Source organism: Acidovorax sp. 35-64-16 (assembly GCF_002281195.1).
Classification (GTDB): Bacteria; Pseudomonadota; Gammaproteobacteria; order Burkholderiales; family Burkholderiaceae_C; genus Acidovorax; species Acidovorax defluvii.
In genome coordinates this window covers 297,895-321,121 of the sequence record NZ_NCFM01000001.1, presented here as the reverse complement: position 1 = coordinate 321,121, position 23,227 = coordinate 297,895, and the positions used below count along the sequence as shown (strand labels likewise).

Genomic DNA, 23,227 nt, shown 5'->3' with positions numbered 1-23,227 from the left:
GATAAGCGCTTGAGGCCGTTTTGTCCATAAAATCACTCCAACCCACTGGCGCCTTGCGGGTGGGGCCGATGCAACGACCTCTCTCTCGCTACGAGCCCCCTACGCCAGATAGCGCGCGAGGTATTGCCCCGTGTGGCTGGCCGGGTTGGCCGCCAGCTCCTCGGGCGTGCCCACGCCCACCACGGTGCCACCGCCCGCACCACCCTCCGGCCCCATGTCGATGAGCCAATCGGCGGTTTTGATCACGTCGAGGTTGTGTTCGATGATGACGATGGTGTTGCCCGCATCGCGCAGCTGGTGCAGCACTTTGAGCAGCAAATCAATGTCGGCAAAGTGCAGGCCGGTGGTGGGCTCGTCCAGGATGTAGAGCGTGCGGCCGGTGTCGCGCTTGGAAAGCTCCTGCGCCAGCTTCACGCGCTGCGCCTCGCCGCCCGACAGCGTGGTGGCAGCCTGGCCCAGGCGGAGGTACGACAGGCCCACATCCAGCAGCGTCTGCAGCTTGCGCGCGATGGTGGGCACGTCCTTGAAGAAGGCAGCAGCGTCTTCCACTGTCAGCTCCAGAATCTGCGCGATGTTCTTGCCCTTCCACAGCACTTCCAGCGTCTCGCGGTTGTAGCGCTGGCCGTGGCAGATGTCGCAGGGCACGTACACGTCGGGCAAAAAGTGCATCTCCACCTTCACCACGCCGTCGCCCTGGCAGGCCTCGCAGCGGCCACCGGCCACGTTGAAGCTGAAGCGCCCCGGGCCGTAGCCGCGTTCCTTGGCGGTGTTGACCTCGGCCATCAACTCGCGGATGGGTGTGAACAGGCCGGTATAGGTGGCGGGGTTGCTGCGCGGCGTGCGGCCGATGGGGCTCTGGTCCACGTTGATGACCTTGTCGAAGTATTCGATGCCCACGATCTCATCGTGCGCGGCCGGTTCGTCGTGCGCGCGGTAGAGCTGGCGCGCCACCGCGGCGTACAGCGTGTCGTTGACCAGCGTGCTTTTGCCCGAGCCCGAAACACCCGTCACGCAGGTCAGCAGGCCCACGGGGAAGTCCACCGTCACGCCCTTCAGGTTGTTGCCCGTGGCGCCCGCCACGCGCAGCGCCTGCACGGCGCCCTGGCGCGCGTGGTGCTCTGCCATGCGCTCGGCGCGGCGCTTGCTGGCTTCGGTTTGCGGAAAGCGCGATTTGGCCTTGGCCTCCACCACCGACGCGGCCTGCTCCAGCACCGGCAGCCAGGGGGTGCGGCGCTTGGGCACGGCAATGGAGCGCGCGCCCGACAGGTACTGGCCCGTGAGCGACTGCGCATTGGCGCGCACCTCGTCGTAAGTGCCCTGCGCCATCACGCGCCCACCGTGCACGCCTGCGCCGGGGCCCATGTCGATCACATGGTCGGCGGCGCGCATCATGTCTTCGTCGTGCTCGACCACGATCACGCTGTTGCCGATGTCGCGCAGGTGCTGCAGCGTGGCGATCAGGCGGTCGTTGTCGCGCTGGTGCAGGCCGATGCTGGGCTCGTCGAGCACATACATCACGCCCGTGAGGCCCGAGCCGATTTGTGACGCGAGGCGGATGCGCTGCGCCTCGCCCCCGGAGAGGGTCTCTGCGCTGCGGTCCAGGCTCAGATAGCTCAGGCCCACGTCGTTCAGGAACTGCAGGCGTGTGGCGATCTCGCGCACCACCTTGTCGGCGATCTCGGCCTTGGCGCCGGTGAGCTTGAGGTCATTGAACCAGGCGTGCGCATCACTGAGCGTGGCGTGGCTCACTTCATAAATGGCGCGGGCCTGTTCGCCCTCGCCCAGTTTCACATGGCGGGCCTCGCGGCGCAGGCGCACGCCGTGGCATTCGGGGCAGGGCTGGGTGCTGCGGTAGCGGGCCAGGTCTTCGCGCACCACCACCGAATCGGTCTCGCGGTAGCGGCGCGCCATGTTGGGCAGGATGCCCTCGAACACATGCTTTTTGACGACCGCTTTGCCCTTGGAGGCGCCACTGTCCATGATGTAGCTGAAGGCGATTTCTTCCTCGCCCGAGCCGTGCAGGATGGCGTGCTGCACCGGCGCGGGCAGCGACTCGAACGGCGCATCAATGTCGAACGCGTAGTGCCGCGCCAGGCTTTCCAGCATGGCAAAGTAGTAGCCATTGCGCCGGTCCCAGCCCTTGATGGCGCCACTGGCCAGGCTGAGCGTGGGGAAGGCCACCACGCGCGCCGGGTCGAACACCTCGCGCTGGCCGATGCCGTCGCACGCGGGGCACGCGCCCATGGGCGAGTTGAAGGAGAACAGGCGCGGCTCCAGCTCGGCCAGCGAATAGCTGCACACCGGGCAGGCGAACTTGCTGCTGAACAGGTGCTCTTGCCCCGTGTCCATCTCCAGCGCCAGCACGCGGCCGTTGCCCTCGTGGCCACCCACGCGCAGGGCGGCTTCAATGCTCTCGGCCAGGCGCTGCTGCAGGTCGGCCCGCACTTTCACGCGGTCGATCACCACGTCGATGTTGTGCTTCTCGGTCTTTTTCAGCGCGGGCAGATTTTCGTGCTCGTAAGTCTGGCCATCCACCCGAAAGCGCACATAGCCCAGCGCCTGCATCTGGGCAAACAGCTCGGTGAACTCGCCCTTTTTCTCGCGCGCCACCGGGGCGAGAATCATCAGCTTGGTGTCTTCGGGCAAGGCCAGCACGGCGTCCACCATCTGGCTCACGGTCTGCGCGGCCAGCGGCAGGCCGTGGTCGGGGCAAAACGGGGTGCCCGCGCGGGCGTACAACAGGCGCAGGTAATCGTGGATCTCGGTCACCGTGCCCACGGTGGAGCGCGGGTTGTGGCTGGTGGCCTTCTGCTCGATGCTGATTGCGGGCGACAGGCCCTCGATCAGGTCGACATCGGGCTTGTCCAGCCGCCCCAGGAACTGGCGCGCATAGGCCGACAGGCTCTCCACATAGCGGCGCTGGCCCTCGGCATACAGCGTGTCGAACGCCAGGCTGGATTTGCCCGAGCCCGACAGCCCGGTGATCACCACCAGCTGGTTGCGCGGAATGTCGAGGTCGATGTTTTTGAGGTTGTGCGTGCGCGCGCCGCGAATGCTGATGCGCTGCTGCGCCAGGGCGTGCCCCAGGTAGCGACCCGAGGGGCCAGAGGGCTGATCATCAGCAGGTCGTTGGGGCAAGGAAGGGTTCACAGTGGGCGCACGCCAGAAAAGCAGAAAAACTCACCATGATAGTGACGCAGGGCATTTCGCGTGGGCAAGCGCCCGGGCACCCCTTGCACAGATCGCGGACAATCAGGCGCTTTATCGCTTCAGTTGCCTGTTGTTCCGGCCCTTTAAAGTCTCCACCACCGTTCAGACTGTGCTGGTCGAAGCCCCTCGACCAGCCCGGGGCGAACGGTTCGAGTTTCAGCAGGCCCTACCAACAGACCCAACGGCCCCTTTTTGAGCGTGTCAGACACTACCGTGCCCCCCCCAACCCCAACACCCACCGTTGCCCCCGCTTCTACGGCCATGACGCCGCTGGAGCGCCGCTCCAGCATCAGCCTGGCGCTGATCTTTGCGCTGCGCATGCTGGGCCTGTTCCTCGTGCTACCGGTGTTTGCTCTCGAAGCGGGCAAATACCCCGGCGGCGACGACCCCGCGCTGGTGGGCCTGGCCATGGGCATCTATGGCCTCACCCAGGCTGTGTTGCAACTGCCCCTGGGCATGGCCTCTGACCGCTTTGGGCGCAAACGCGTCATCGTGCTGGGCCTGCTGGTGTTTGCGGCCGGCAGCCTGCTGGCGGCATTGGCCGATTCGCTGACCGGGCTGCTGGTGGGCCGCGCGCTGCAGGGCGCCGGGGCCGTGTCGGCCGCCGTAACGGCCCTGCTGGCCGACCAGACGCGCGACGCCGTGCGCACCAAGGCCATGGCGCTGGTGGGTGGCAGCATTGGCCTGATGTTTGCCGTGGCGCTGGTGGCCGCCCCGCTGCTGACGGCCCATATCGGCCTGGCCGGCCTGTTTGGCCTGACCTGCGCACTGGCGCTGGCGGGCGTTGCCGTGGTGCTGTGGTGGGTGCCGGCCGAGTCGGCCCAGCACCGCAACGCCCCGCGCGGCAGCGTGGCCGATGTGTGGCGCAACCCCGATCTGCTGCGCCTGAACCTGGGCGTGTTCGTGCTGCACACCGTGCAGTTGTCGATGTGGGTGGCCGTGCCCGCCATGCTGGTACAGGCGGGCCTGACCAAAGACCACCACTGGCAGGTGTATCTGCCGGCCGTGGTGCTGTCTTTTGTGGCCATGGGCGGCCTGTTTGCGCTGGAACGGCGCGGTCGCCTGCGCGGCGCCCTGCTGGGCGCCATTGCCCTGGTGCTGCTGGTGCAGGTAGGCCTGGGGCTGCTCTCGGCCAGCGGCGCTGCCCCCACGCTGTGGGTGCTGGGGCCGCTGATGTTTTTGTTCTTTTGCGGCTTCAATGCACTTGAAGCCAGCCAGCCCAGCCTGGTGTCGCGCATGGCACCGGCGCCGGTGCGCGGGGCTGCGCTGGGCAGCTACAACACGCTGCAGTCGCTGGGGCTGTTTGCCGGCGGCGCACTGGGCGGCGCACTGGTCAAATGGGCGGGCGCCCCCGGTCTTTTTGCCACCACCGCCGTGCTGACCGCGCTGTGGCTGGTGCTGACCTGGCCCTTGCAGCCCGTGGGCCGCAACGCCGGCGGCGGGCACTGAAAGATTGCACTGCCGCAGGGGGTGAGCGCCACCCCCGGTTGCGGCACAATGCACGTTTTGGCGCCTGGAATTCCCTCACATCCGGCGCTTTTATCCCTTTAAGGCAAAGACACCACCATGGCATCCATCAACAAAGTCATCATCGTCGGCAACCTGGGCCGCGACCCTGAAATGCGCACCTTCCCCAGTGGCGACCAGGTGGCCAACGTGACCATTGCCACCACCGACAAGTGGAAAGACAAGCAGACCGGCGAAATGAAGGAAGCCACCGAGTGGCACCGCGTGGTCTTTAACGGCCGCCTGGCCGAAATCGTGGGCCAGTACCTGCGCAAGGGCTCGCAGGTGTATGTCGAAGGCAGCCTGCGCACCCGCAAGTGGACCGATCAGGCCGGCGTTGAAAAATACAGCACCGAAATCCGCGCCGACCAGATGCAGATGCTGGGTGGCCGTCAGGGCATGGGCGGCCAGGGTGGCGGCCATGACGACGGCGGCGGCTATGGCGGAGACGCCGGCGGCGGCTACGACCAGGCCCCGCGCCGCGCAGCGCCCGCGCCCGCCCCCATGCAACAACGCCCCGCAGCACCCGCCCCCCGGCCCGCGCCCGCCCCTCCAGCGCAGGCTCCACGCGCTGCCTCGGGTTTTGATGACATGGATGACGACATTCCGTTTTGACAGCCAACGATTCGGCGAACAAAAAAGCCTGCCAACTTCGTGTTGGCAGGCTTTTTTGTTGGGCAACCAGCGCGTGGCCTGAACCGTTGCGGCGGCACAAGCCTTTGAGCACCTCGTCCCGAGCAATACATCAAAATTGATAGCTACTAGCGCTTATCCATCAAGCGCCAGCGGCCATTTTCATCAAAACGTTCAGGCCGACGGGTCCACCGCCGCAATCACCCCACCGCCCAGGCACAGCTCGCCGTCATACAGCACGGCGCTTTGCCCCGGCGTAACGGCCCACTGCGCCTCGGGAAACTCCAGACGGAAGTCGACTCCCGCCGCGCTCACCACGGTGCAGGCCGCATCCTGCTGGCGGTAACGCGTCTTGGCGGCATATTGGCCCGGCGCGGGCGCATGGCCCGCGCACCAGCTGGCATCCTGGGCATCGAGCCGGTGCGACAGCAGCCAGGGGTGGTCGTGCCCCTGCACCACGCGCAGCACGTTTTTTTCCAGATCCTTGCGCGCCACAAACCAGGGTTCGTGCTCACCCACGCCGCGCTGGCCGCGCTCCTGGGCCGCCTTCAGCTCGGCGCCCTTGGCCTTCACGCCGCCAATGCCCAGGCCCTGGCGCTGGCCCAGCGTATAGAAACTCAGGCCCACATGCTTGCCCAGCGTGCGGCCCCGGTCGTCCTGAATGGGGCCGGGCGCGTGGCTGATGTAGCGGTTCAAAAACTCGCGAAACGGCCGCTCGCCAATGAAGCAGATGCCGGTGGAATCCTTCTTCTTGGCGTTGGGCAGGCCAATTTCTTCGGCAATGCGGCGCACCTCGGTCTTGTGCAGCTCGCCCACGGGGAACAACGTTTTGGACAGCTGCGCTTGGTTCAGCCGGTGCAGAAAATAGCTCTGGTCCTTGCCCGGGTCCAGCCCCTTGAGCAGCTCGAACAGGCCCGTGGCAGCGTTCTGGCGCACCCGCGCATAGTGACCGGTGGCAATCTTCTCAGCGCCCAGACGCATGGCGTGGTCGAGAAAGGCCTTGAACTTGATCTCGGCATTGCACAGCACATCGGGGTTGGGCGTGCGCCCGGCCTGGTACTCGCGCAAAAACTCGGCAAACACCCGGTCCTTGTAGTCGGCCGCGAAGTTGACGTGCTCGATCTCGATGCCGATCACATCGGCCACGGCGGCGGCGTCCACGAAGTCGATGTTGGACGAGCAGTATTCGCTGTCGTCGTCATCTTCCCAGTTTTTCATGAAGATGCCGACCACCTCGTGGCCTTGTTGTTTCAATAGGTGGGCGGTGACGGCGGAATCCACCCCGCCGCTCAGGCCCACGACAACGCGTTGCTTTTTCATGGACGGGATTATCCGGCTATCGCCGTGTTACCCAAGACAACTGCTATTGAATATGTAGCTATTGACGCTTGATGATTAAAGGCCAAACCCTATTTTTTACAAAAACCCAGTAACCTTTTATCCATGCCTTCGAGGGCAGTCGATGCTGGGGCGCCGAACAGGCTTTTGCAATTCATCTCTCATTTGCTTTCTGGTCGTGTGCGTTGCCAGGACAATCCAGGCCACCGCACCCCCTAACAAGGACGACGATGGCATTGCCCGATGGTTTGTACGACTTGCTGTTGACCGAGGGTCTGGCCCGTTCGCTCGCTGAGCTGACTCCGTCTCGCGCAGATGTGTCGCCCTTGAAGGGCGGAGCGACTGAATTTCTAACCGATGCCATTACGCGGCAACTTGGGGCACTCCTCGACGACCTGCCCGGCGAGGATGCGGACAAAGTTAAAGCGCAACTGGAGCTGGTCAACGGGCTTCTGGTGATGCTGCGGCAGCGGCTCGTGGGTGGTGTTGGTGAGGTGGGCACTGGTCCATCCGCGGATGTGATTGACCTGATTGCCTCTCCGTTGCGGGTCCTGCGGGCGGTCCAGCGTGACCAGCAGTTCCCGGCGTCGCCGGAGATTGGTCTGGGGGTGCCCTGGCTCTTTACCGCCGGAAAAGGCTCGCCTTCGCTGCTGCAGGAAATCCGCCGAGAGCTGGCATCCAGCGACCAGGTAGATATTCTGGTCAGCTTCATCACCGTCTCCGGCGTGCGCAAGTTGCAGGACGTGTTGCAGCAGATCACGGCCATGGGCGCGCAACCAACAGGGCAGGCGCCACGCAAGACCCGCCTGCGCATCCTCACCACCACCTACACCGGCGCGACCGAGGCGCGTGCGCTGGACGAGCTGGCACGCCTGCCTGGGTGCGAAGTGCGCGTGTCGCTCGATGGCCGGCGCACCCGTCTGCATGCCAAGGCCTGGCTTTTCCAGCGCAAGAGCGGCTTCGGTTCGGCCTATGTTGGCAGCGCCAACCTCTCGGGCGCTGCACTGACCGGTGGGCTGGAGTGGACCGTCAAACTGACCCAGCGCGCGCAAGAGGCGTTGTTTGCCCGCGCCGTGGCCCATTTCGAGACGCTATGGGCGGACAGCGAATTTCAGCGCTACGACCCGGACAACGTTGAACACCGGCAGGCCCTGGCCGCCGCGCTGGGCCGCGAGTCGTTTGGTGGCGAACCCTCGACCGCCATCAGCTTTTTTGACCTCCAGCCCAAGACCTATCAGCAGGAGATGCTGGAGCAGTTGGCCAACGAACGAGCCCACGGTCGCACCCGCAACCTGCTGGTGGCTGCCACCGGCACCGGCAAGACGGTAGTGGCCGCGTTCGACTACCGCAACACCTGCCGCAGCGAAGGCGGGCACCCGCGCCTTTTGTTTGTGGCCCACCGCGAGGAAATCCTGCGCCAGGCCCTGCGCACCTACCGTGAAGTGCTGCGCGCCCCCGATTTCGGTGAGCTGCTCACCGGGAGCCACCAACCCGAACGCTGGGACCATCTGTTCGCCACCATCGACAGCCTGACCAGCCGCAATCTTGTGGCCACCGTGGGCGCCAACCATTGGCATACGGTGGTGGTGGATGAATGCCACCGCTTGGCTGCTGACCGGTTTGATACTTTTGCCAAAGCAGTTCGCCCCAGCGTGTTGCTTGGGCTGACAGCCACGCCTGAGCGCAGCGACGGCCAACCCATCGCGCAGTATTTCGATGCACGGCCAGACGGCAGCCCGGCGGTGGAGCTGCGGCTGTGGCACGCGCTGGACCTGCAATTGCTGGCGCCGTTCGAGTACTACGCCTGCGATGACGCCACCGACTTTTCGGAAGTTCCTTGGGACCGGCCGGGAGAGCGGGAGGCGGTGGACAACTTGGTTACCGGCAACGACGTGCGCGCCCGACTCGTCATCAACGAATGGCGCCGCTTGGCGTCCGACGCAAGGCAGTCAAGGGCCATCGTATTTTGTGTTTCGGTGGCGCACGCTGAGTTCATGACTGCTTGGCTCAACCGCGCGGGTCTGCCTTCTGCTTGCGTGGTTGGAACGACGGCGAGTGAAGAGCGGCGCCGGGCGCCACAGCGTCTGCTGAGTGGCGAGTTGTGCGCGCTGGTGACGGTCGATCTCTACAACGAAGGCGTTGACCTGCCGATGGTAGACACACTGTTGTTGCTGCGGCCCACGCAAAGCCCGGTGCTGTTTCAGCAGCAGATTGGCCGTGGCCTGCGTCTGGCTCCCGGCAAGGAAAGCTGTCTGGTGCTCGACTTTGTGGGCCAGCACCGCACGGAGTTTCGGTTTGACCGCCTGTTGTCGAGCCTGACCGGCTTGTCGCGGCGCGAGCTGACCGACGGTGTGGAGAACGGGTTTGGCAGTTTGCCGCCCGGTTGCCATATTCACCTGCAACGCCAGACGCGCGAGCAGGTGCTGCAAGGACTGCGGGCCTTGATATCGCAGAACTGGCGGCGCCTGAAGACCGAGCTGCAGACCTACGCCGCGCTGCGTGGCCGCTCGACCGTGCAGTTGGCCGATTTTCTGCACGACCAGGCACTGGAGCTGGAAGACGTCTACCGCGCTGGCACCGGCCAAGGCCGCAGTGGTTGGACGGCACTGAAGCGCGATGCGGGCTTGATGGTGGCCGAGCCTGGCCCGGAGGAGGACTACTTCAGCCGCCGCTTTGGCGACCTGCTACACGTAGATGATCCGCGTCGGCTCGATGTGATGGCCGCAGTTGGTGCGCCGCACAATCCTTCGCAGATGCCCACGGCAGAGGAAGCATTGGGCGTGCAAATGCTGGCCTACCAGATTGATGGGCGCCATGAGCAGGCCGGCGGGCACGAGGCCTTCATGGCGCGTGTGGCGCAGCACCCCGCCATTGCGGCCGAGCTGGTGGAGTTGTCTGCGTTACTGCAAGCCCGCAGCACCTTGGGCGCGCATCCGGTTCCCGGTCTCGAAGATACGCCCTTGTGCCTGCACGCTGCGTATGGTGCGCGTGAAATCCTCACCGCAGTGGGCTGGCTGACAGCGTCGCGCCGTATGCCCATGGTGTCGGGCGTGCTTCCAATTGCTATCCGCAAAACCGAGCTGTTGTTCGTCACGCTCGACAAGAGCGAGGGCTACCACGACCGCATCGCGTACCACGACTACGCGATCAGCGCGGAGCGCTTCCATTGGCAAAGCCAGAACAGCGCTGGCCCGGACACGCCAGCTGGCCGCCGCTACCTCGAAAGTGCGACCAATGGCTGGCAGTTCCAACTTTTCGTGAGGCCGCGCAAGGGTGAGGCCTACCGCGCCTGCGGCCCCATGGCGCTGGAGTCGGCCGAGGGTGATCGACCCATGAACATCATCTGGAAAATGCACACTCCGCTACCTGCGCGACTGTTCAGAGAATTCAGTGTGCTGCGAGGGGTGTAACACTCCGGCAAAAAGGACCCCCATGGAACTGCGCCAACTCCGCTACTTCGTCCGCATCGTCGAGCTCGGCTCCATGGGCCGGGCGGCGCTCGACCTGAACATGGTGCAGTCGGCGCTGAGCCAGCAGATCAGCCGCCTGGAGGGCGAGCTGTGCACCCGGCTGCTGCAGCGCACCGCCAAGGGCGCCGTGCCCACCGAGGCGGGGCTGGCATTTTTTCGCGAGGCGCAACTGGCGCTGCGCCATGCCGACCAGGCCGCGCGCGCGGCGCAGCAGGCGCGCCTGACGGGCACCGTGAGCGTGGGCCTGTCGCCCACCACGGCGTCGGTGCTGGGCGTGCCGCTGATGCGCGCCATGCACGAGCGTTACCCCGATGTGCGCCTGCACATGGTGGGCAGCCTGTCAGGGCACCTGTCGAACATGCTCAACGCGCGCCAGCTCGATCTGGCCGTGTTGTTCGACACACAGCCGGCGCGCCGCTGGAGCGTGCTGCCGCTGCTGGAAGAGCGCCTGTTTTTGATCCGCTCGGCGCACCACCCGGCGCAGCAGCCACTGCCAGCGGGCAAGGTGGCGCTGGCGCAGCTGGGCGACGAGCCGCTGATTTTGCCCACCGGCCCGCACGGCCTGCGCAGCCGGCTGGATGCCGCCTTTGCCCAGGCGCGCGTGGCGCCGCGCATGGCCATGGAAATTGATTCGCTGGCGCTGCTGATGGATGCGGTGGACATGGGCCTGGGCAGCACCATCCAGCCCTGGGCGGCGGTGGGCCGCTACCCCGACGCGGCGCAGCGCTTTGTGCTGGCCGAAATCGAAGATGGCCCGGCCTACCGGCCCGCTGCGCTGTGCAGTCTGTCGGACGACGAGCTTTCACCCGCCGCGCTGGCCGCGCGCGTGGTGCTGGGCGACTGCGTGCGCGAGCTGGTGCAGTCGGGCCGGTGGATTGGGGCACGTTTGACTACCCCCTGAGGCGCTGCGCGCCTTCCCCCTTAAGGGGGACGCCGCCAGCGCGGCGGGACGGCCCTTGCGCGGCGGCCGCTGGCCTGGGCCGCGCCCTGTCGAACGGATGTTGTCGGGCGCAAGCAAACTGGCATGAGCCGGCTTGGCGGCCAGCCCATCACGATTTGTGATGGGGCCATGCCGGCGCAACCCCTGCGCAAGCGGGGGCATTCTTTCTACATTCAAGCTTCCATGAAAGAAGAGAACTGCCCATGAGCCCCGACGTCCTGGTGATTGGCGGTGGCAACGCCGCCCTGTGCGCCGCGCTGATGGCGCGCGAGGCCGGTGCCAGCGTGCTGCTGCTTGAATCGGCCCCGCGCGCCTGGCGCGGCGGCAACTCGGCCCACACGCGCAACCTGCGCTGCATGCACGATGCGCCGCAGGATGTGCTGGTCGAGGCCTACCCCGAAGAAGAATATTGGCAAGACCTGCTCAAGGTGACGGGCGGCCTGACCAGCGAACACCTGGCGCGCCTGGTGATCCGCGCCTCCAGCAACTGCCGCGACTGGATGCGCAGCCATGGTGTGCACTTTCAGCCACCGCTGTCGGGCGCGCTGCATGTGGCGCGCACCAATGCCTTCTTCATGGGGGGCGGCAAGGCGCTGGTCAATGCCTATTACCGCAGCGCGGAAAAGCTGGGCGTGCAAATCCGCTACGAAACGCCGGTGGACCGCATCGAGATCGAGGACGGCCGTTTCATTGCCGCGCATTGCACCGTCAACGGCAAGCCTGAACGCATCACCGCCAAAAGCTGCGTGCTGGCCGCGGGCGGTTTTGAATCGAACCGCGAATGGTTGCGCGAGGCCTGGGGCCAGAACGAGCGCGGTGAATGGCCGTCAGACAATTTTTTGATCCGGGGCACGGCCTACAACCGGGGCGTGCTGCTCAAACACCTGCTCGATGACCACGGCGCCGACCGCATTGGCGACCCGACGCAGGCGCACATGGTGGCCATCGACGCGCGCGCGCCGCTGTACGACGGCGGTATTTGCACGCGCATCGACTGCGTGTCGCTGGGCGTGGTGGTCAACCGCGAGGCCGAGCGCTTTTACGACGAGGGCGAGGACTTCTGGCCCAAGCGCTACGCCATCTGGGGGCGCCTGGTGGCGCAGCAGCCGGGGCAGATTGGCTATTCGATCATCGACAGCAAGGCCATTGGCCGCTTCATGCCGCCGGTGTTTCCGGGCGTCAAGGCCGACAGCCTGCCCGAGCTAGCGCAAAAGCTGGGGCTGGATGTGGATACGTTTATGCGCACGCTCGACAGCTACAACGCCGCCTGCCGCGTCGGCACGTTCGACCACACCGCGCTGGACGATTGCCACACCGAGGGTGTGATGCCTGCCAAGACGCACTGGGCGCGGCCCATCGACACCGCGCCGTTCTACGGCTACGCGCTCAAACCCGGCGTGACCTTTACGTACCTCGGCCTGCACACCGACGACACCGCCGCCGTGCGCTTCAACAACCAGCCCAGCGACAACCTTTTTGTGGCGGGCGAAATGATGGCCGGCAACGTGCTGGGCAAGGGCTACACGGCCGGCGTGGGCATGAGCATTGGCACGGCGTTTGGCCGCATTGCGGGCACCAACGCGGCTTTGGCATCAAAACGGCCTCCAGCGCTTATGCAGAAAGCGCCAACAGCTATGAAAAATGAAACCCCCACGCTTGTCACTTCGTGTACTGCGCTGCCCCCCGAGGGGGCGCGTTTTGCCTTGGGGCGGCCCGGCGACAAAACAGGAGCAAACAATGCAGTCGCTTGAAGCCCTGACGCGCGACGCCCGGGCGCTGGCGAACGGTGACGTGGTGCCCGCCGCACCCCTCACCGGGGCCGAATCCGAGGTGGCGCGCCAGATGCAGATCTGCAACGCCTGCCGCTACTGCGAGGGCTTTTGCGCCGTGTTCCCGGCCATGACGCGCCGGCTCGAATTCGGCAAGGCCGACATCCACTTTTTGGCCAACCTGTGCCACAACTGCGGCGCCTGCCTGCACGCCTGCCAATATGCGCCGCCGCACGAGTTTGCGGTGAACGTGCCCCAGGCCATGGCCCAGGTGCGCGGCCAGACCTATGCCGACTACGCCTGGCCGCCCGCGCTGGGCGCCCTGTACCAGCGCCAGGGGCTCACGCTGTCGCTGGCACTGGCGGCGGGGCTGGCGCTGTTCCTAGTGCTGGGCGCCATGCTGCAAGGCGGCGGCCTGGATGCCATGTGGGGCGCCAATCTGGGTGCCAACTTCTACAACCTGTTCCCGCACAACTTGCTGGTGGGGCTGTTTGCGCCAGTGTTCCTGTTTGTGGTGTTTGCCCTCGCCATGGGCGTGCGCCGCTTCTGGCGCGATGTGACGCCCGCCACCAGCGGCGCGCCGCTCTCCGCGCCCGCCACGTTTGAAGCCACCGATGCCGTGCTGCGCCTCAAATACCTGGACGGCGGCCACGGTGACGGCTGCCACAACGAGGACGACGCCTACACCCTGTCGCGCCGGCGCTTTCATCACCTCACGTTCTACGGTTTCATGCTGTGCTTTGCCGCCACCAGCCTGGCCACGGTATACCACTACGTCTTCGGCTGGGCGGCGCCCTACGATCTGCCCAGCGTGCCCAAGCTGCTGGGCGCCGTTGGCGGCGTAATGCTGATGCTGGGCACGGCCGGCCTGTGGCACCTGAACCGCACGCGCCACGCGCTGCATGGCGACGCGCAGCAAAAGCCGATGGATCTGGGCTTCATCGCATTGCTGTTCCTCGTGTCGTCCAGTGGCCTGGCGCTTTGGCTGGCGCGCAGCACGCCCGCCCTGGCGCTGCTGCTGTGCCTGCACTTGGGCGCGGTGATGGCGCTGTTTGCCACGCTGCCCTATGGCAAGTTTGCGCACGGCATTTTCCGCACCGCATCGCTCTTGCGCCACGCCATCGAAAAGCGCCAGCCCAACCCCATCGGTCTGGGCGCTGACTGATTCCATTTCTAAATCACCCGTGTCGTTGTTGCTTCGCCTTGTCGTGCTACAGCACTGCCTGCGGCTTCGCGCCTCGACACAAATGATTTGGAAAAGGAATGACATCCACCCCATCCCACCCACCACACCACCACAACCCGAGGAGGCCTTCATGAACAAACGCCAACTGCTGCGCGCCACCGCGCTCGTCGCTTCATCCCTGCTGCTGGCTGGCACGGCCAGCGCGCAGGACTTTCCGCCCAAGAAACCCGTCACGCTGGTGGTGGGCTTTGCCGCAGGCGGCGCTGCCGACGCGGCCGCGCGCCTGATCGCCAAGAAACTGGGCGAGAACATCGGCCAGACCGTGGTGGTGGACAACAAGGGCGGCGCGGGCGGCAATATCGCCCACCAGTTTGTGGCCAATGCCGCGCCCGATGGCACGGTGCTGCTGTTTGGCTCGGTCGGCCCGCTGACCATTGCGCCGCACCTCATGAAGCTGACCTATGACCCGTTCAAGGACCTGGCGGCCATCTCGGGCGGCGTCAACTTCCCCAACGTGCTGGTGGTGCACAAGGCTGCGGGTGCCAAGACGCTGGCCGAGTTCATCCAGCTGTCCAAAAAGAAACCTGGCAGCGTGGAATTTGCCTCCACCGGCGCGGGCTCGGCATCGCACCTGGCAGGCGAGCTGTTCAACCAGCGTGCAGGCATCGACATGACCCATGTGCCCTACAAGGGCGGCGCGCCCGCGCTGCAAGACCTGCTGGGTGAGCGCATCACCTCGTACTTTGCCGCGCCACCCACGGCCATGCCGCATGTGGAGTCGGGCATGCTGATCCCGCTGGCCACCACGGGTCTGACGCGCCCGGCCTACCTGCCCAACGTCCCCACCGTGGCCGAGTCGGGTTTTCCGGGCTTTGAGGCGCTGAACTGGTACGCCTTTGTGGCGCCCGGCAAAACCCCCGCGCCGCTGCTGGACCGCTGGAACCAGGAAATCGTGAAGGTGCTGAACGACCCGGGCGTGAAGGATGCGCTGAACAAGCACGGCCTCACCCCCCAGCCCACCACGCGCGCCGAGCTCACGGCGTTCATGAAGAAGGAATCGACCCAGTGGGCCGCCATCATCAAGGAGCGCAAGCTCACGGCGGACTGATTTCGGCACGGCAAACCGACGAGGCCACGGCGGCCTCGCAGCAACCTAGCGGCCCCTTCAGCGGGCCGCTGTTGCTTGCAGCACGCTCGCGTCGGTGTGGATCAGCGCCAGCGGCGCCCGTTGCCCACGCAGGTAATCCTGGATGCTCTGCAGCACCAGCGGGCTGCGGTGGCGGGCAGCGCTGGCATGCAACTCGTCCAGCGTCATCCACACGGTGCGCACAATGCCTTCGTCGAGCGCGCGCCATTCGTGGTGTGTGCCCACGGTGCCCGCAAAAGCAAAACGCAGGTAGGTGATGTCGTCACCCGTGCGTGTGCGCGTGAAGCGATTGAGGTACACGCCTACCAGGGCCGCGGGCGCAAAGTCGTGCGCCGTTTCCTCCAGCACCTCGCGCACGCAGGCCTCGATGGGCGACTCGCCCGGGTCCAGGTGACCGGCGGGGTTGTTGAGCCGCAGGCCGTCGGCCGTGTCTTCTTCGACCAGCAGAAAGCGGCCATCGCGTTCGATGATGGCGGCCACGGTAACGTTGGGTTTCCAGCGATTTGGCATGGCGCGCATTATGACCACGGGCCATGACAGGCGCCTGATGGGGCCCGGTCAGGGGATCGCAAGGGCCTTTGAAGTCGCTCTGGGGCGCGCTCTGTAGCGCGAATAAACACGCTGTATTTGCGCCGCCCAGGTCGCTCAGTGCGGCACCACGGGGGCCTGCACGAAGTCGTCCAGCGACAGGCCTTTTTCCTTGAGCAGCGCCTCCAGCACGGGCTGCAGGCGGCCCAGGCTTTCGTGCACGGCCTCGCGCACGGTGTCCACCACCACCTGGGTGCTGCGCTCGATCTCGATGTTGAGCACGTCGCCGGCCCTCTTGTCTTCAAACACCGTGGCGCGGCGGGTTTCGGGGATCAGCCACACCTCAAACCAGCCCTCGGCGCGGTTGACCTCGGCCACCGTGAGGCTGGCGCCGTGAATGGCGATGTAGCCCTTGGCAAACACATACTTGCGAAAGTCCGGCGGCACGGCCACGCGCCACACCAGGTTGTTGTCGAACTCGCGGCGCTGCACCAGCGTCCCGGTGAAATCGACATGGCCCGACAGCGGGTGCCCGCCGATCTCGGCGCCGTCCTTGGCCGCGCGCTCCACGTTCACGCGGTCGCCCTGCTGGTAGCTGCCCAGCGTGGTGATGCTCAGGCTCTGCAGCATCACGTCAAAGTTGGCCTGCGTGGGCGAGAGGATTTCCGTCACCGTGAGGCACACGCCGTCGGTTGCCACGCTGGCGCCCAGGCCCAGGTCCTGGCAAAAACCCTCGGGAAAGTCGAGCGTGAAGGTGCGCAGGCCTGCGCGGTCATGGATGGCGGCGATGGTGGCGGTGGCTTGAACAATGCCTGTGAACATGGTGGCGCGGCTTTCCGGGTGCGTTGCGGAGCGCAGGGCCTGCGGGGGCGGGCAGCACTCCTGAAGGGGTTACGCAGATTTTGCCACCCGGCCTGATCTGCGCGGTGCACCCATGTCTTTATCGCATGGGCGGCGTATTTGCTGCCACCGCCATGGCACGCGCCATGTACACCGCGCCTGCCCCATAGCTGGCCAGGCGCTCGCGCTGCGCCGCGTCGCCCAACGGCTGCTGGGCGTAGCCATGGCGCTCCCAATAGGTTTGCGAGCCCTGCACCGACACCAGCGCGGTGTGCCGCAGCCCTTGCGCCGCCGCATGGTCCCACACCGATTTGAGCAGCGCCTGCGCCAAGCCCTGCCCGGCGCAGGTGGGCAGCACGGCCATGTCATGCAGGTACAAGGTATCGGCCTGTGGCACCGCCTCGAAATCACCGTGCAGAGGCGTCACCTTGCCCAGCGCCGAGCGGTAGGCGGCCAGATAGGCGCAGACCTGGCCATCGCCCTCCAGCACCAGCGAGCAATTGGCCGGGCTGGCCAGACGGCGAGCAAACACCTCGGCAGTCTCGACAAAGCCCGGGCCATAGCAGGCCCGCTGCACGGCAAGAAGATCCGCCAGATCGGGGTGCGCCAGCGCACGCAAACGAACCGGGGGCGGGAGGGTGGCAGAGAAGGTCATCACGGCAGGCTGCAATAGACAAGCGCCGGATTGTCAGGCAATGCGCTCAAGCCCTTGGCATGTGCCGTGCGCCATGCACCTGGCGCGCAAGGCCCCAACCCACAACACGCACGCGCGTTATCAGGCGGCTTGCGCGGCGGCGGGCAGGCCCCAGGCACTGGCGGTCACGGTCAGCACGGCGGCAATGGTCGTGTTCAGGGGTGGGATGGAGAGGATGGGCATGGCAACAGCATTCAGACAACAAAACAATGCCGCAAAGATAGCCACCGGCTGTGACGCAGCGATGACATGCGCGGTGCGCCGCAGTGGCCTGGCGCCACTGGCAACCGGCCGTGCACAAGTGTCGTGCGGGCTTTGCAGGGGGATTGGCACACCGTCACACGGCGGTCACGCAACGGCAAAACACTGCGCCTTTGCTGTTTCAAGTCGTCACATTACTGAAGGCCTCCCATGCACCTGCACGCCCCGTTTTCTTTGCCCCGCCGTCCGCTGGCCCTGGCCCTGATGGGCGCACTCACCCTGGGCCTGGTGGCCTGCGGCGGCAGTGACGATGCCCCCAGCTTCAAGACCATCGAACTCAACATCGCGCACATCAACGACCACCACTCGCAGCTCGATGCGTTTGCCGGCACCGAGCTGACGCTCGACGGCGTGGCCACGCAGGTCGAGCTGGGCGGCTTTGCACGCCAGACGGCGGTGTTCAAGTCGCTTGCCGGCACGCCCAACCTGCTCAAGCTGCATGCGGGCGACGCCATCACGGGCTCGCTGTACTACACCTTCTTCAAGGGCAAGGCCGATGCGCAGATGATGAACAGCATCTGCTTTGACGCCCTCGTGCCCGGCAACCACGAGTTTGACGACGGTGACGGCGTCTTCAAGGGCTTCCTGGATGCATTGGCCGACCCGGCCAACGGCGGCAACTGCAAAACGCCCACCGTGTCGGCCAACATCGTGCCGCAGGCCGGCACGCCGCTGGCCCCGGCCGGCGCCGCCGCCTACCTGCAGCCCTACACCATCAAGAAGATCGACGGCGTGGACGTGGGCATCGTGGGCGTGACCATTGCCGCCAAAACGGCCAACTCGTCGCGCCCGCTGGCCACCACCCAGTTCCAGGACGAGGCAAAGGCGGCCCAGAAGGCCATCGACGAGCTCAAGGCCAAGGGCGTACGCCACATCGTGCTGATGTCGCACCTGGGCTACGACAACGACAAGCAGATCGCCGCGCAACTGACCGATGTGGACGTGGTCATCGGTGGCGACTCGCACACCCTGCTGGGCGACTTCAAGGCGGTCGGGGTTGCTTCTGCCACTGGCACCTACCCCACGGTGGTCAAGAACAAGTCGGGCGAAACCGTGTGCATCGGCCAGGCCTGGGAATACGCCAAGGCCTACGGTCTCATGAACGTGAAGTTCGATGCGCAGGGCAGCGTGGCCAGCTGCGCAGGCAAGAGCCAGCTGGTGATTGGCGACAGCTTCAAGCGCAAGGACAGCGCTGGCGTGTGGCAACCCCTGGCCGATGCCGACCGCACTGCGCTGGTTGCCAAGCTGGCATCCCATGCCAACGTGAAGGTCGTCACACCCGACGCCGCTGCAACCCAGACGCTTTCCACCTACGCCTCGCAGGTCACGGCCCAGAAGGCCATCACCATCGGTACGGCCAGCGAAGCCCTGTGCCTGATGCGCGTGCCCGGTGGCTCCAACAGCCGCAACACCGGCGTGGCAGGCTGCGAAACCGCCAACACCCTGGCGCGCGGCAGCGATGCCGCCCAGGTGGTGGCAGAAGCCTTCCTGCGGGCCAGCAAGCGCGCCGACTTTGCACTGCAAAACGCGGGTGGTGTGCGCACGCCGATTGCCGCCGGCTCGCTCAGCATGAACACGGCCTTCACGCTGCTGCCGTTCACCAACGTGCTGGTCGAGATGGACCTCAAGGGTTCGGAAGTGATTGCCGCCCTGGAAGACGGCGTGGCCGCCCATCTGGACGCGGCCGTGCCATCAGACGGCGCGCACCCCTACGCCGCAGGCCTGCGCTGGGACCTGGACATGAGCAAAGCCAAGGGCCAGCGCTTCAGCAACGTGCAGGCGCGCAACAAGACCACCGGCGCCTGGACCGCCATCGACCCCGCCAAGACCTATGTGCTGGTGACCAACGACTTCGTGGCCGCGGGTGGTGATGGTTACGCCACGCTCAAGCCCATCTACACCGCAGGCCGTTACGTCAACACCTACCTGCTCTACACCCAGAGCTTCGTGGACTATGTGATCGCCCAGGGCACCATCGCCCGCCCCAAGGCAGCCGACTACGCGCACCAGAGGGTCACCACCAAGGCCGGCGTGGTGCTGCCCTGAGGTAAAGACCGGCGTGGCATGCGCAACGCATGCCACGCACCCAACCTGCGCCAGAGTGCAATGCCTTGGCGCTGTGTGGCGCACTACCGCACTACCGCACTACCGCGCCACCGCCAGTCCCGCCCCATGCCCGCGCGTAAAGGCCTCTTCAAACACCGAATACCCCGACCAGTCGCTGTGCGCAAACGCCAGGCGGGCGGTGGTGGGGGTGGGAAGCCAGGCGACTAGCTCACCATTTGATAGCTGCTTGCGCTTATCAGATATGGGCTTGAGGCCAATTTGACCTAAAAACCCCAGCACACCCGGCGTGGGGATGGACATGGCGTGGCCGTAGCGGGTGATGTCCACGCGGGTGGCGCGGCGCGGCAGGTCGGGGTGGGGCACGCTCAAGGCGGCCAGCGTGGCGTTGGCCCAGTGCGTCCAGGGCTGGGTGGCCAGTTGCTCGCGGGCCTGCGGCACATCGCCCAGGGCCTGGTAGTAACTCAGCACGGTGGGGCCGGCCAGCACGGCGCGCGGGTCCAGGCGCTGGTGGCCGGCATCCACATAGCCCAGGCCACCGGGGTTGGCATCGCCATAGAGCACGTTGTCCCACGCGGGCGCGGCGCCGGGGCGGTCGGCCAGCGGCGCGTCGATGTGGATGTTGGCCACCAGCCACGGCGCCCACGACAGGCGCCGCGCGGCCTCGCGCAAAAAGGCGGGCGGGCCCTGCACCACGCGCGCGGCCATGAACACCGGCAGCGCCACGATGCAGCGCTGTGCCTGCCAGCGCTCCACGCTGTCGGTGGCGTGGTTGAAGGCGTCCACCTGCACGCCATGGCGGCCCTCGGTGATGCGCAGCACGCTGCAGGCCGTGCACAACTGGCCACCGTCGTGCAGCGGCGCGGCCAGGCGCTGGGTGAGCCAGCCATTGCCTTCGGGCCAGGTGAGCACGCCCTCGCGGTCTTCGGCGGCGGCCTCGCCCGGCGCATGAAAGCCGTGGCGGCTGGCGAAATAGTGGATGCCGGCCCAGGCCGACACACGCGCCGTGCCCGCGCCGTAGTCGTCGCGGCAGCAGTAGTCCAGGTACCAGCGCAGGTGCGGGTCATCCAGCCCATCCTGGTCCAGCCAAGCAGCAAAATTCATAGCATCCAGCGCTTGATGGATGGGCGCCAGCGGCCGTTTTGTATCAAAAGACTTGAGCATGGGCATGGTGAAGCGCGCGGCCTTGCCCAGCGCCTGCACCCGTTCGGCAAAACGCCGGTATTGCGCCATTGTGGCCTCGCCCACGCCCTGCACGGGCAGCAGGCCTTCTTGCCACTCGCCCTGAAAAAACAGGCGCTCTTGCGGGCTGTGGCACAGGTGGCGCTCGTCGTATTGCCAGCGCCCGGCCACACGCTGGCGCAGGCCCAGTTCTTCCAGCAGGTCCTGCACCTCGCGCGCGTCGTCGCCGGGCACAGGCAGGTAGTGCGCGCCCAGTGGGCAGGCAATGCCGTTGACCTGGCCGCCGCGGCTGTTGCCACCGGCGGTGTCTTCCAGCTCCAGCAGGGCGAAGTCGTCCACCCCCGCCAGCCGCAGCGAGCGCGCCGCCGCCAGCCCGGCCACACCGCCGCCCGCAATCACCACCTGCGCGCGGCGCACCACGGCGGGCGCGGGCAGGGTGCCCTGGGCCAGCAGGTCGCGCAGCTGGTGGCCACGCGCCAGATCGATGCCCGCATAACCGCCTTGCAGTGTGCGTGGCGTCGGGTCGCACCCAGACGAAAGCACCGCCGTGGCGGCCGAGGCAGCAGCGGTGAGGAAGTGGCGGCGCTGCATGATGTCAGTTCTGCAGGGTGTACGCACCACCCGCGACGCATGAAACGGGCGCGGCCCAGGCCAGCGGCCCCCGCGCAAGGGCCGCCCCGCCGCGCAGGGGGCGTTCCCCTGCCCGCAGCGCGCAGCGCTGCGAGAGCGGGGGGAAGACGCGAAGCGGCTCAGGGGGGTGTCTCAATGTTTTCCCCATTCGCGCTCATAGGTGTGCACCAAGGCCTGGTTCGACAACCTGTTCACCTCGGCGGGCACGCGCGCCATGTCCAGCGGAAAGTCGAACAGCAGCGGCAGCGTGTCGGCGCTCAAAAACCGCAGCTCGCCCGGCAGCGCCTCGGGCAGGCGCCAGGGGCGGCGGCTGGCGATGACAAAGCCCCACTCGCCAAAGCTGGGCACATGCGCGTGGTAGGGCGTGGTGCGCAGGCCCACCGATTCGATGGTCTGCACCACCGTCCAGAAGCTCTGGCGCGCCACCAGCGGCGAAGTGGTCTGCACCACGGCGTAGCCGCTGGCGGCAAGGCGCTGCTCCAGCAGGGCATAAAAGCTGTTGGTGTAGAGCTTGCCGATGGAGAAATTGGTGGGGTCGGGGAAATCGACCACGATCACGTCAAATGTATCGGGAGCCCCCACGCTTCCCGCTGCGCGTGGTTCGCTGCCCGGGCCAGGGGGAGGTGCCCCGGCGATACCGGCGCGGGGGGCGCTCGCGCCTTGGGGCGGCCCGGCGGCGCTCGATTGCCCGTCCTGCAGCCACTGAAAGGCGTCGGTGTTGACGATGTGCACCTTGGGGTTGTTCAGCGCTCCGCCGTTCAGGCGCGTCAGCGTTTCGTGCTGGCTGAACAGCTGCGTCATGGCCGGGTCCAGCTCGACCAGCGTGACCGATTCGACCGAGGGGTATTTGAGAATTTCGCGCACCGCCATGCCGTCGCCGCCGCCCAGCACCGCCACCTTTTTGGGCGCGCCGTGCGCCGCCATGGCCGGGTGCACCAGCGCCTCGTGGTAGCGGTATTCATCGCGCTCGGCAAACTGCAAGTTGCCGTTGAGGAACAACCGGTGGCCGAGCTTGCCGTTGGTGACCACGATGCGCTGGTAGGGCGAGGCCGCGGTAAAAACAATGCTGTCCTGGTAAAACTTGTCTTCGGCAAAGGTGGTGATCTTCTCGGCACCCACCAGCGCGGCCAGCAGCAGGCCCAGCACCATCACACAGGCCGCCACATGCGCGCGCAGGCGCCGCAGCTCCCAGCGAAACAGCCACACGGCCCACAGCGCCACCAGCGCATTCATCAGGCCAAACAGCAGCCCCGTGCGAATGAGGCCCAGCTGAGGCACCAGCAGCAGCGGAAACGCCAGCGACACGGCCAGCGCGCCCAGGTAGTCGAACGTGAGCACCTGCGAGACCAGGTCTTTCAGGGCCACGTTGCGCTTCAAGATGCGCATGACCAGCGGAATCTCCAGCCCCACCAGCGTTCCCACCACCAGCACCATGCCGTACAGCAAAAACCGGAACGCCCCCGGCGCATACGCATTGGCCAGAAACAGCGTGGCCGGCAGCAGCCCGCCGATCAGCGCCACCAGCAGCTCAATGCGCAAAAAGTGCGCGGGCAACTGCCGCTCGAAATAGCGCGACAGCCACGAGCCCACGCCCATGGCAAACAGGTAGGTGCCGATGATGGTGGAGAACTGCAGTACCGAGTCGCCCAGCACATACGACGCCAGCGCACCCGCCGCCAGCTCGTAAAGCAGGCCGCAGGCCGCCACCACGAACACGCTGGCGAGCAGGGCAATATCGATGGGGCGGGCGCCGCCGGGGGCTATGGCCGCCGGCGCAAGAGGGGATGGACTGGAGGACAAACGGGTCTGCGCGGCCACGGCAAAGGCCG

14 protein-coding genes and 1 pseudogene are annotated in these 23,227 nt (G+C 66.3%); 8 read left to right on the top strand and 7 right to left on the bottom strand.

The window, feature by feature from the left end; translation table 11 throughout:
* Positions 1-99: 99 nt before the first annotated feature.
* On the bottom strand, positions 100-3,087 hold the full coding sequence (uvrA, locus tag B7Y64_RS01470) for an excinuclease ABC subunit UvrA (protein ID WP_291324074.1): 2,988 nt from the start codon (positions 3,085-3,087) through the stop codon (positions 100-102).
* A gap of 384 nt (positions 3,088-3,471) precedes the next feature.
* Here uvrA and B7Y64_RS01465 point away from each other — a divergent pair, with 384 nt between their 5' ends.
* Both B7Y64_RS01465 and ssb read left to right on the top strand, forming a co-directional pair.
* On the top strand, positions 3,472-4,659 hold the full coding sequence (locus tag B7Y64_RS01465) for an MFS transporter (protein WP_291324073.1): 1,188 nt from the start codon (positions 3,472-3,474) through the stop codon (positions 4,657-4,659).
* A gap of 117 nt (positions 4,660-4,776) precedes the next feature.
* Positions 4,777-5,331: a single-stranded DNA-binding protein gene (ssb, locus tag B7Y64_RS01460; RefSeq protein ID WP_291324065.1), complete on the top strand. Its 555-nt coding sequence runs from the start codon at positions 4,777-4,779 to the stop codon at positions 5,329-5,331.
* Between the two features lie 192 nt (positions 5,332-5,523).
* Here the strand turns inward: ssb and mnmA are convergent, their stop codons facing one another.
* Positions 5,524-6,669 (bottom strand): tRNA 2-thiouridine(34) synthase MnmA, encoded by a 1,146-nt coding sequence (mnmA, locus tag B7Y64_RS01455; RefSeq protein WP_291324064.1) that lies wholly within the window; start codon positions 6,667-6,669, stop codon positions 5,524-5,526.
* Between the two features lie 248 nt (positions 6,670-6,917).
* Between mnmA and B7Y64_RS01450 the strand changes: the two genes are divergently transcribed.
* From B7Y64_RS01450 to B7Y64_RS01430, 5 genes and pseudogenes are all read left to right on the top strand, one after another.
* A complete protein-coding gene (locus tag B7Y64_RS01450) occupies positions 6,918-10,097 on the top strand; it encodes a DEAD/DEAH box helicase (protein ID WP_291324063.1) in 3,180 nt (1,059 codons plus the stop codon).
* Positions 10,098-10,119: 22 nt separating this feature from the next.
* Positions 10,120-11,058 carry a LysR substrate-binding domain-containing protein gene (locus B7Y64_RS01445; protein WP_291324062.1) on the top strand — a complete coding sequence of 313 codons (939 nt, stop codon included), beginning with the start codon at positions 10,120-10,122 and terminating at the stop codon, positions 11,056-11,058.
* 242 nt (positions 11,059-11,300) lie between these two features.
* Positions 11,301-12,692: pseudogene (gene tcuA / locus B7Y64_RS01440) on the top strand (FAD-dependent tricarballylate dehydrogenase TcuA); the annotation flags it as partial.
* 142 nt (positions 12,693-12,834) lie between these two features.
* Entirely contained in the window at positions 12,835-14,031 is a 1,197-nt protein-coding gene (gene tcuB, locus B7Y64_RS01435) for a tricarballylate utilization 4Fe-4S protein TcuB (RefSeq protein ID WP_291324060.1), read from the top strand.
* Positions 14,032-14,182: 151 nt separating this feature from the next.
* On the top strand, positions 14,183-15,160 hold the full coding sequence (locus B7Y64_RS01430) for a tripartite tricarboxylate transporter substrate binding protein (protein ID WP_291328211.1): 978 nt from the start codon (positions 14,183-14,185) through the stop codon (positions 15,158-15,160).
* Positions 15,161-15,217: 57 nt separating this feature from the next.
* On the opposite strand, the gene B7Y64_RS01425 is transcribed toward B7Y64_RS01430, so the two are convergent.
* The 3 genes from B7Y64_RS01425 to B7Y64_RS01415 all read right to left on the bottom strand — a co-directional run bounded on the left by B7Y64_RS01425 (position 15,218) and on the right by B7Y64_RS01415 (position 17,222).
* Positions 15,218-15,709 carry an NUDIX hydrolase gene (locus B7Y64_RS01425; RefSeq protein WP_291328209.1) on the bottom strand — a complete coding sequence of 164 codons (492 nt, stop codon included), beginning with the start codon at positions 15,707-15,709 and terminating at the stop codon, positions 15,218-15,220.
* Positions 15,710-15,844: 135 nt separating this feature from the next.
* Entirely contained in the window at positions 15,845-16,549 is a 705-nt protein-coding gene (locus B7Y64_RS01420; protein ID WP_291325672.1) for a riboflavin synthase subunit alpha, read from the bottom strand.
* Between the two features lie 118 nt (positions 16,550-16,667).
* Positions 16,668-17,222, bottom strand: a complete 555-nt coding sequence (locus B7Y64_RS01415) for a GNAT family N-acetyltransferase (RefSeq protein WP_291325682.1) — start codon at positions 17,220-17,222, stop codon at positions 16,668-16,670.
* A gap of 450 nt (positions 17,223-17,672) precedes the next feature.
* On the opposite strand from B7Y64_RS01415, the gene B7Y64_RS01410 reads away from it, so the two are divergent.
* On the top strand, positions 17,673-19,568 hold the full coding sequence (locus B7Y64_RS01410; RefSeq protein WP_291325673.1) for a 5'-nucleotidase C-terminal domain-containing protein: 1,896 nt from the start codon (positions 17,673-17,675) through the stop codon (positions 19,566-19,568).
* A gap of 99 nt (positions 19,569-19,667) precedes the next feature.
* Here the strand turns inward: B7Y64_RS01410 and B7Y64_RS01405 are convergent, their stop codons facing one another.
* Together B7Y64_RS01405 and B7Y64_RS01400 are read right to left on the bottom strand one after the other, a co-directional pair.
* Positions 19,668-21,359 (bottom strand): FAD-dependent oxidoreductase, encoded by a 1,692-nt coding sequence (locus tag B7Y64_RS01405; RefSeq protein ID WP_291325675.1) that lies wholly within the window; start codon positions 21,357-21,359, stop codon positions 19,668-19,670.
* A 171-nt stretch (positions 21,360-21,530) separates the two neighbouring features.
* The gene (locus tag B7Y64_RS01400; protein ID WP_291325684.1) at positions 21,531-23,198 is read right to left on the bottom strand and encodes a polyamine aminopropyltransferase; all 1,668 of its coding nucleotides are present in this window, start codon (positions 23,196-23,198) and stop codon (positions 21,531-21,533) included.
* Between the last annotated feature and the right edge of the window lie 29 nt (positions 23,199-23,227).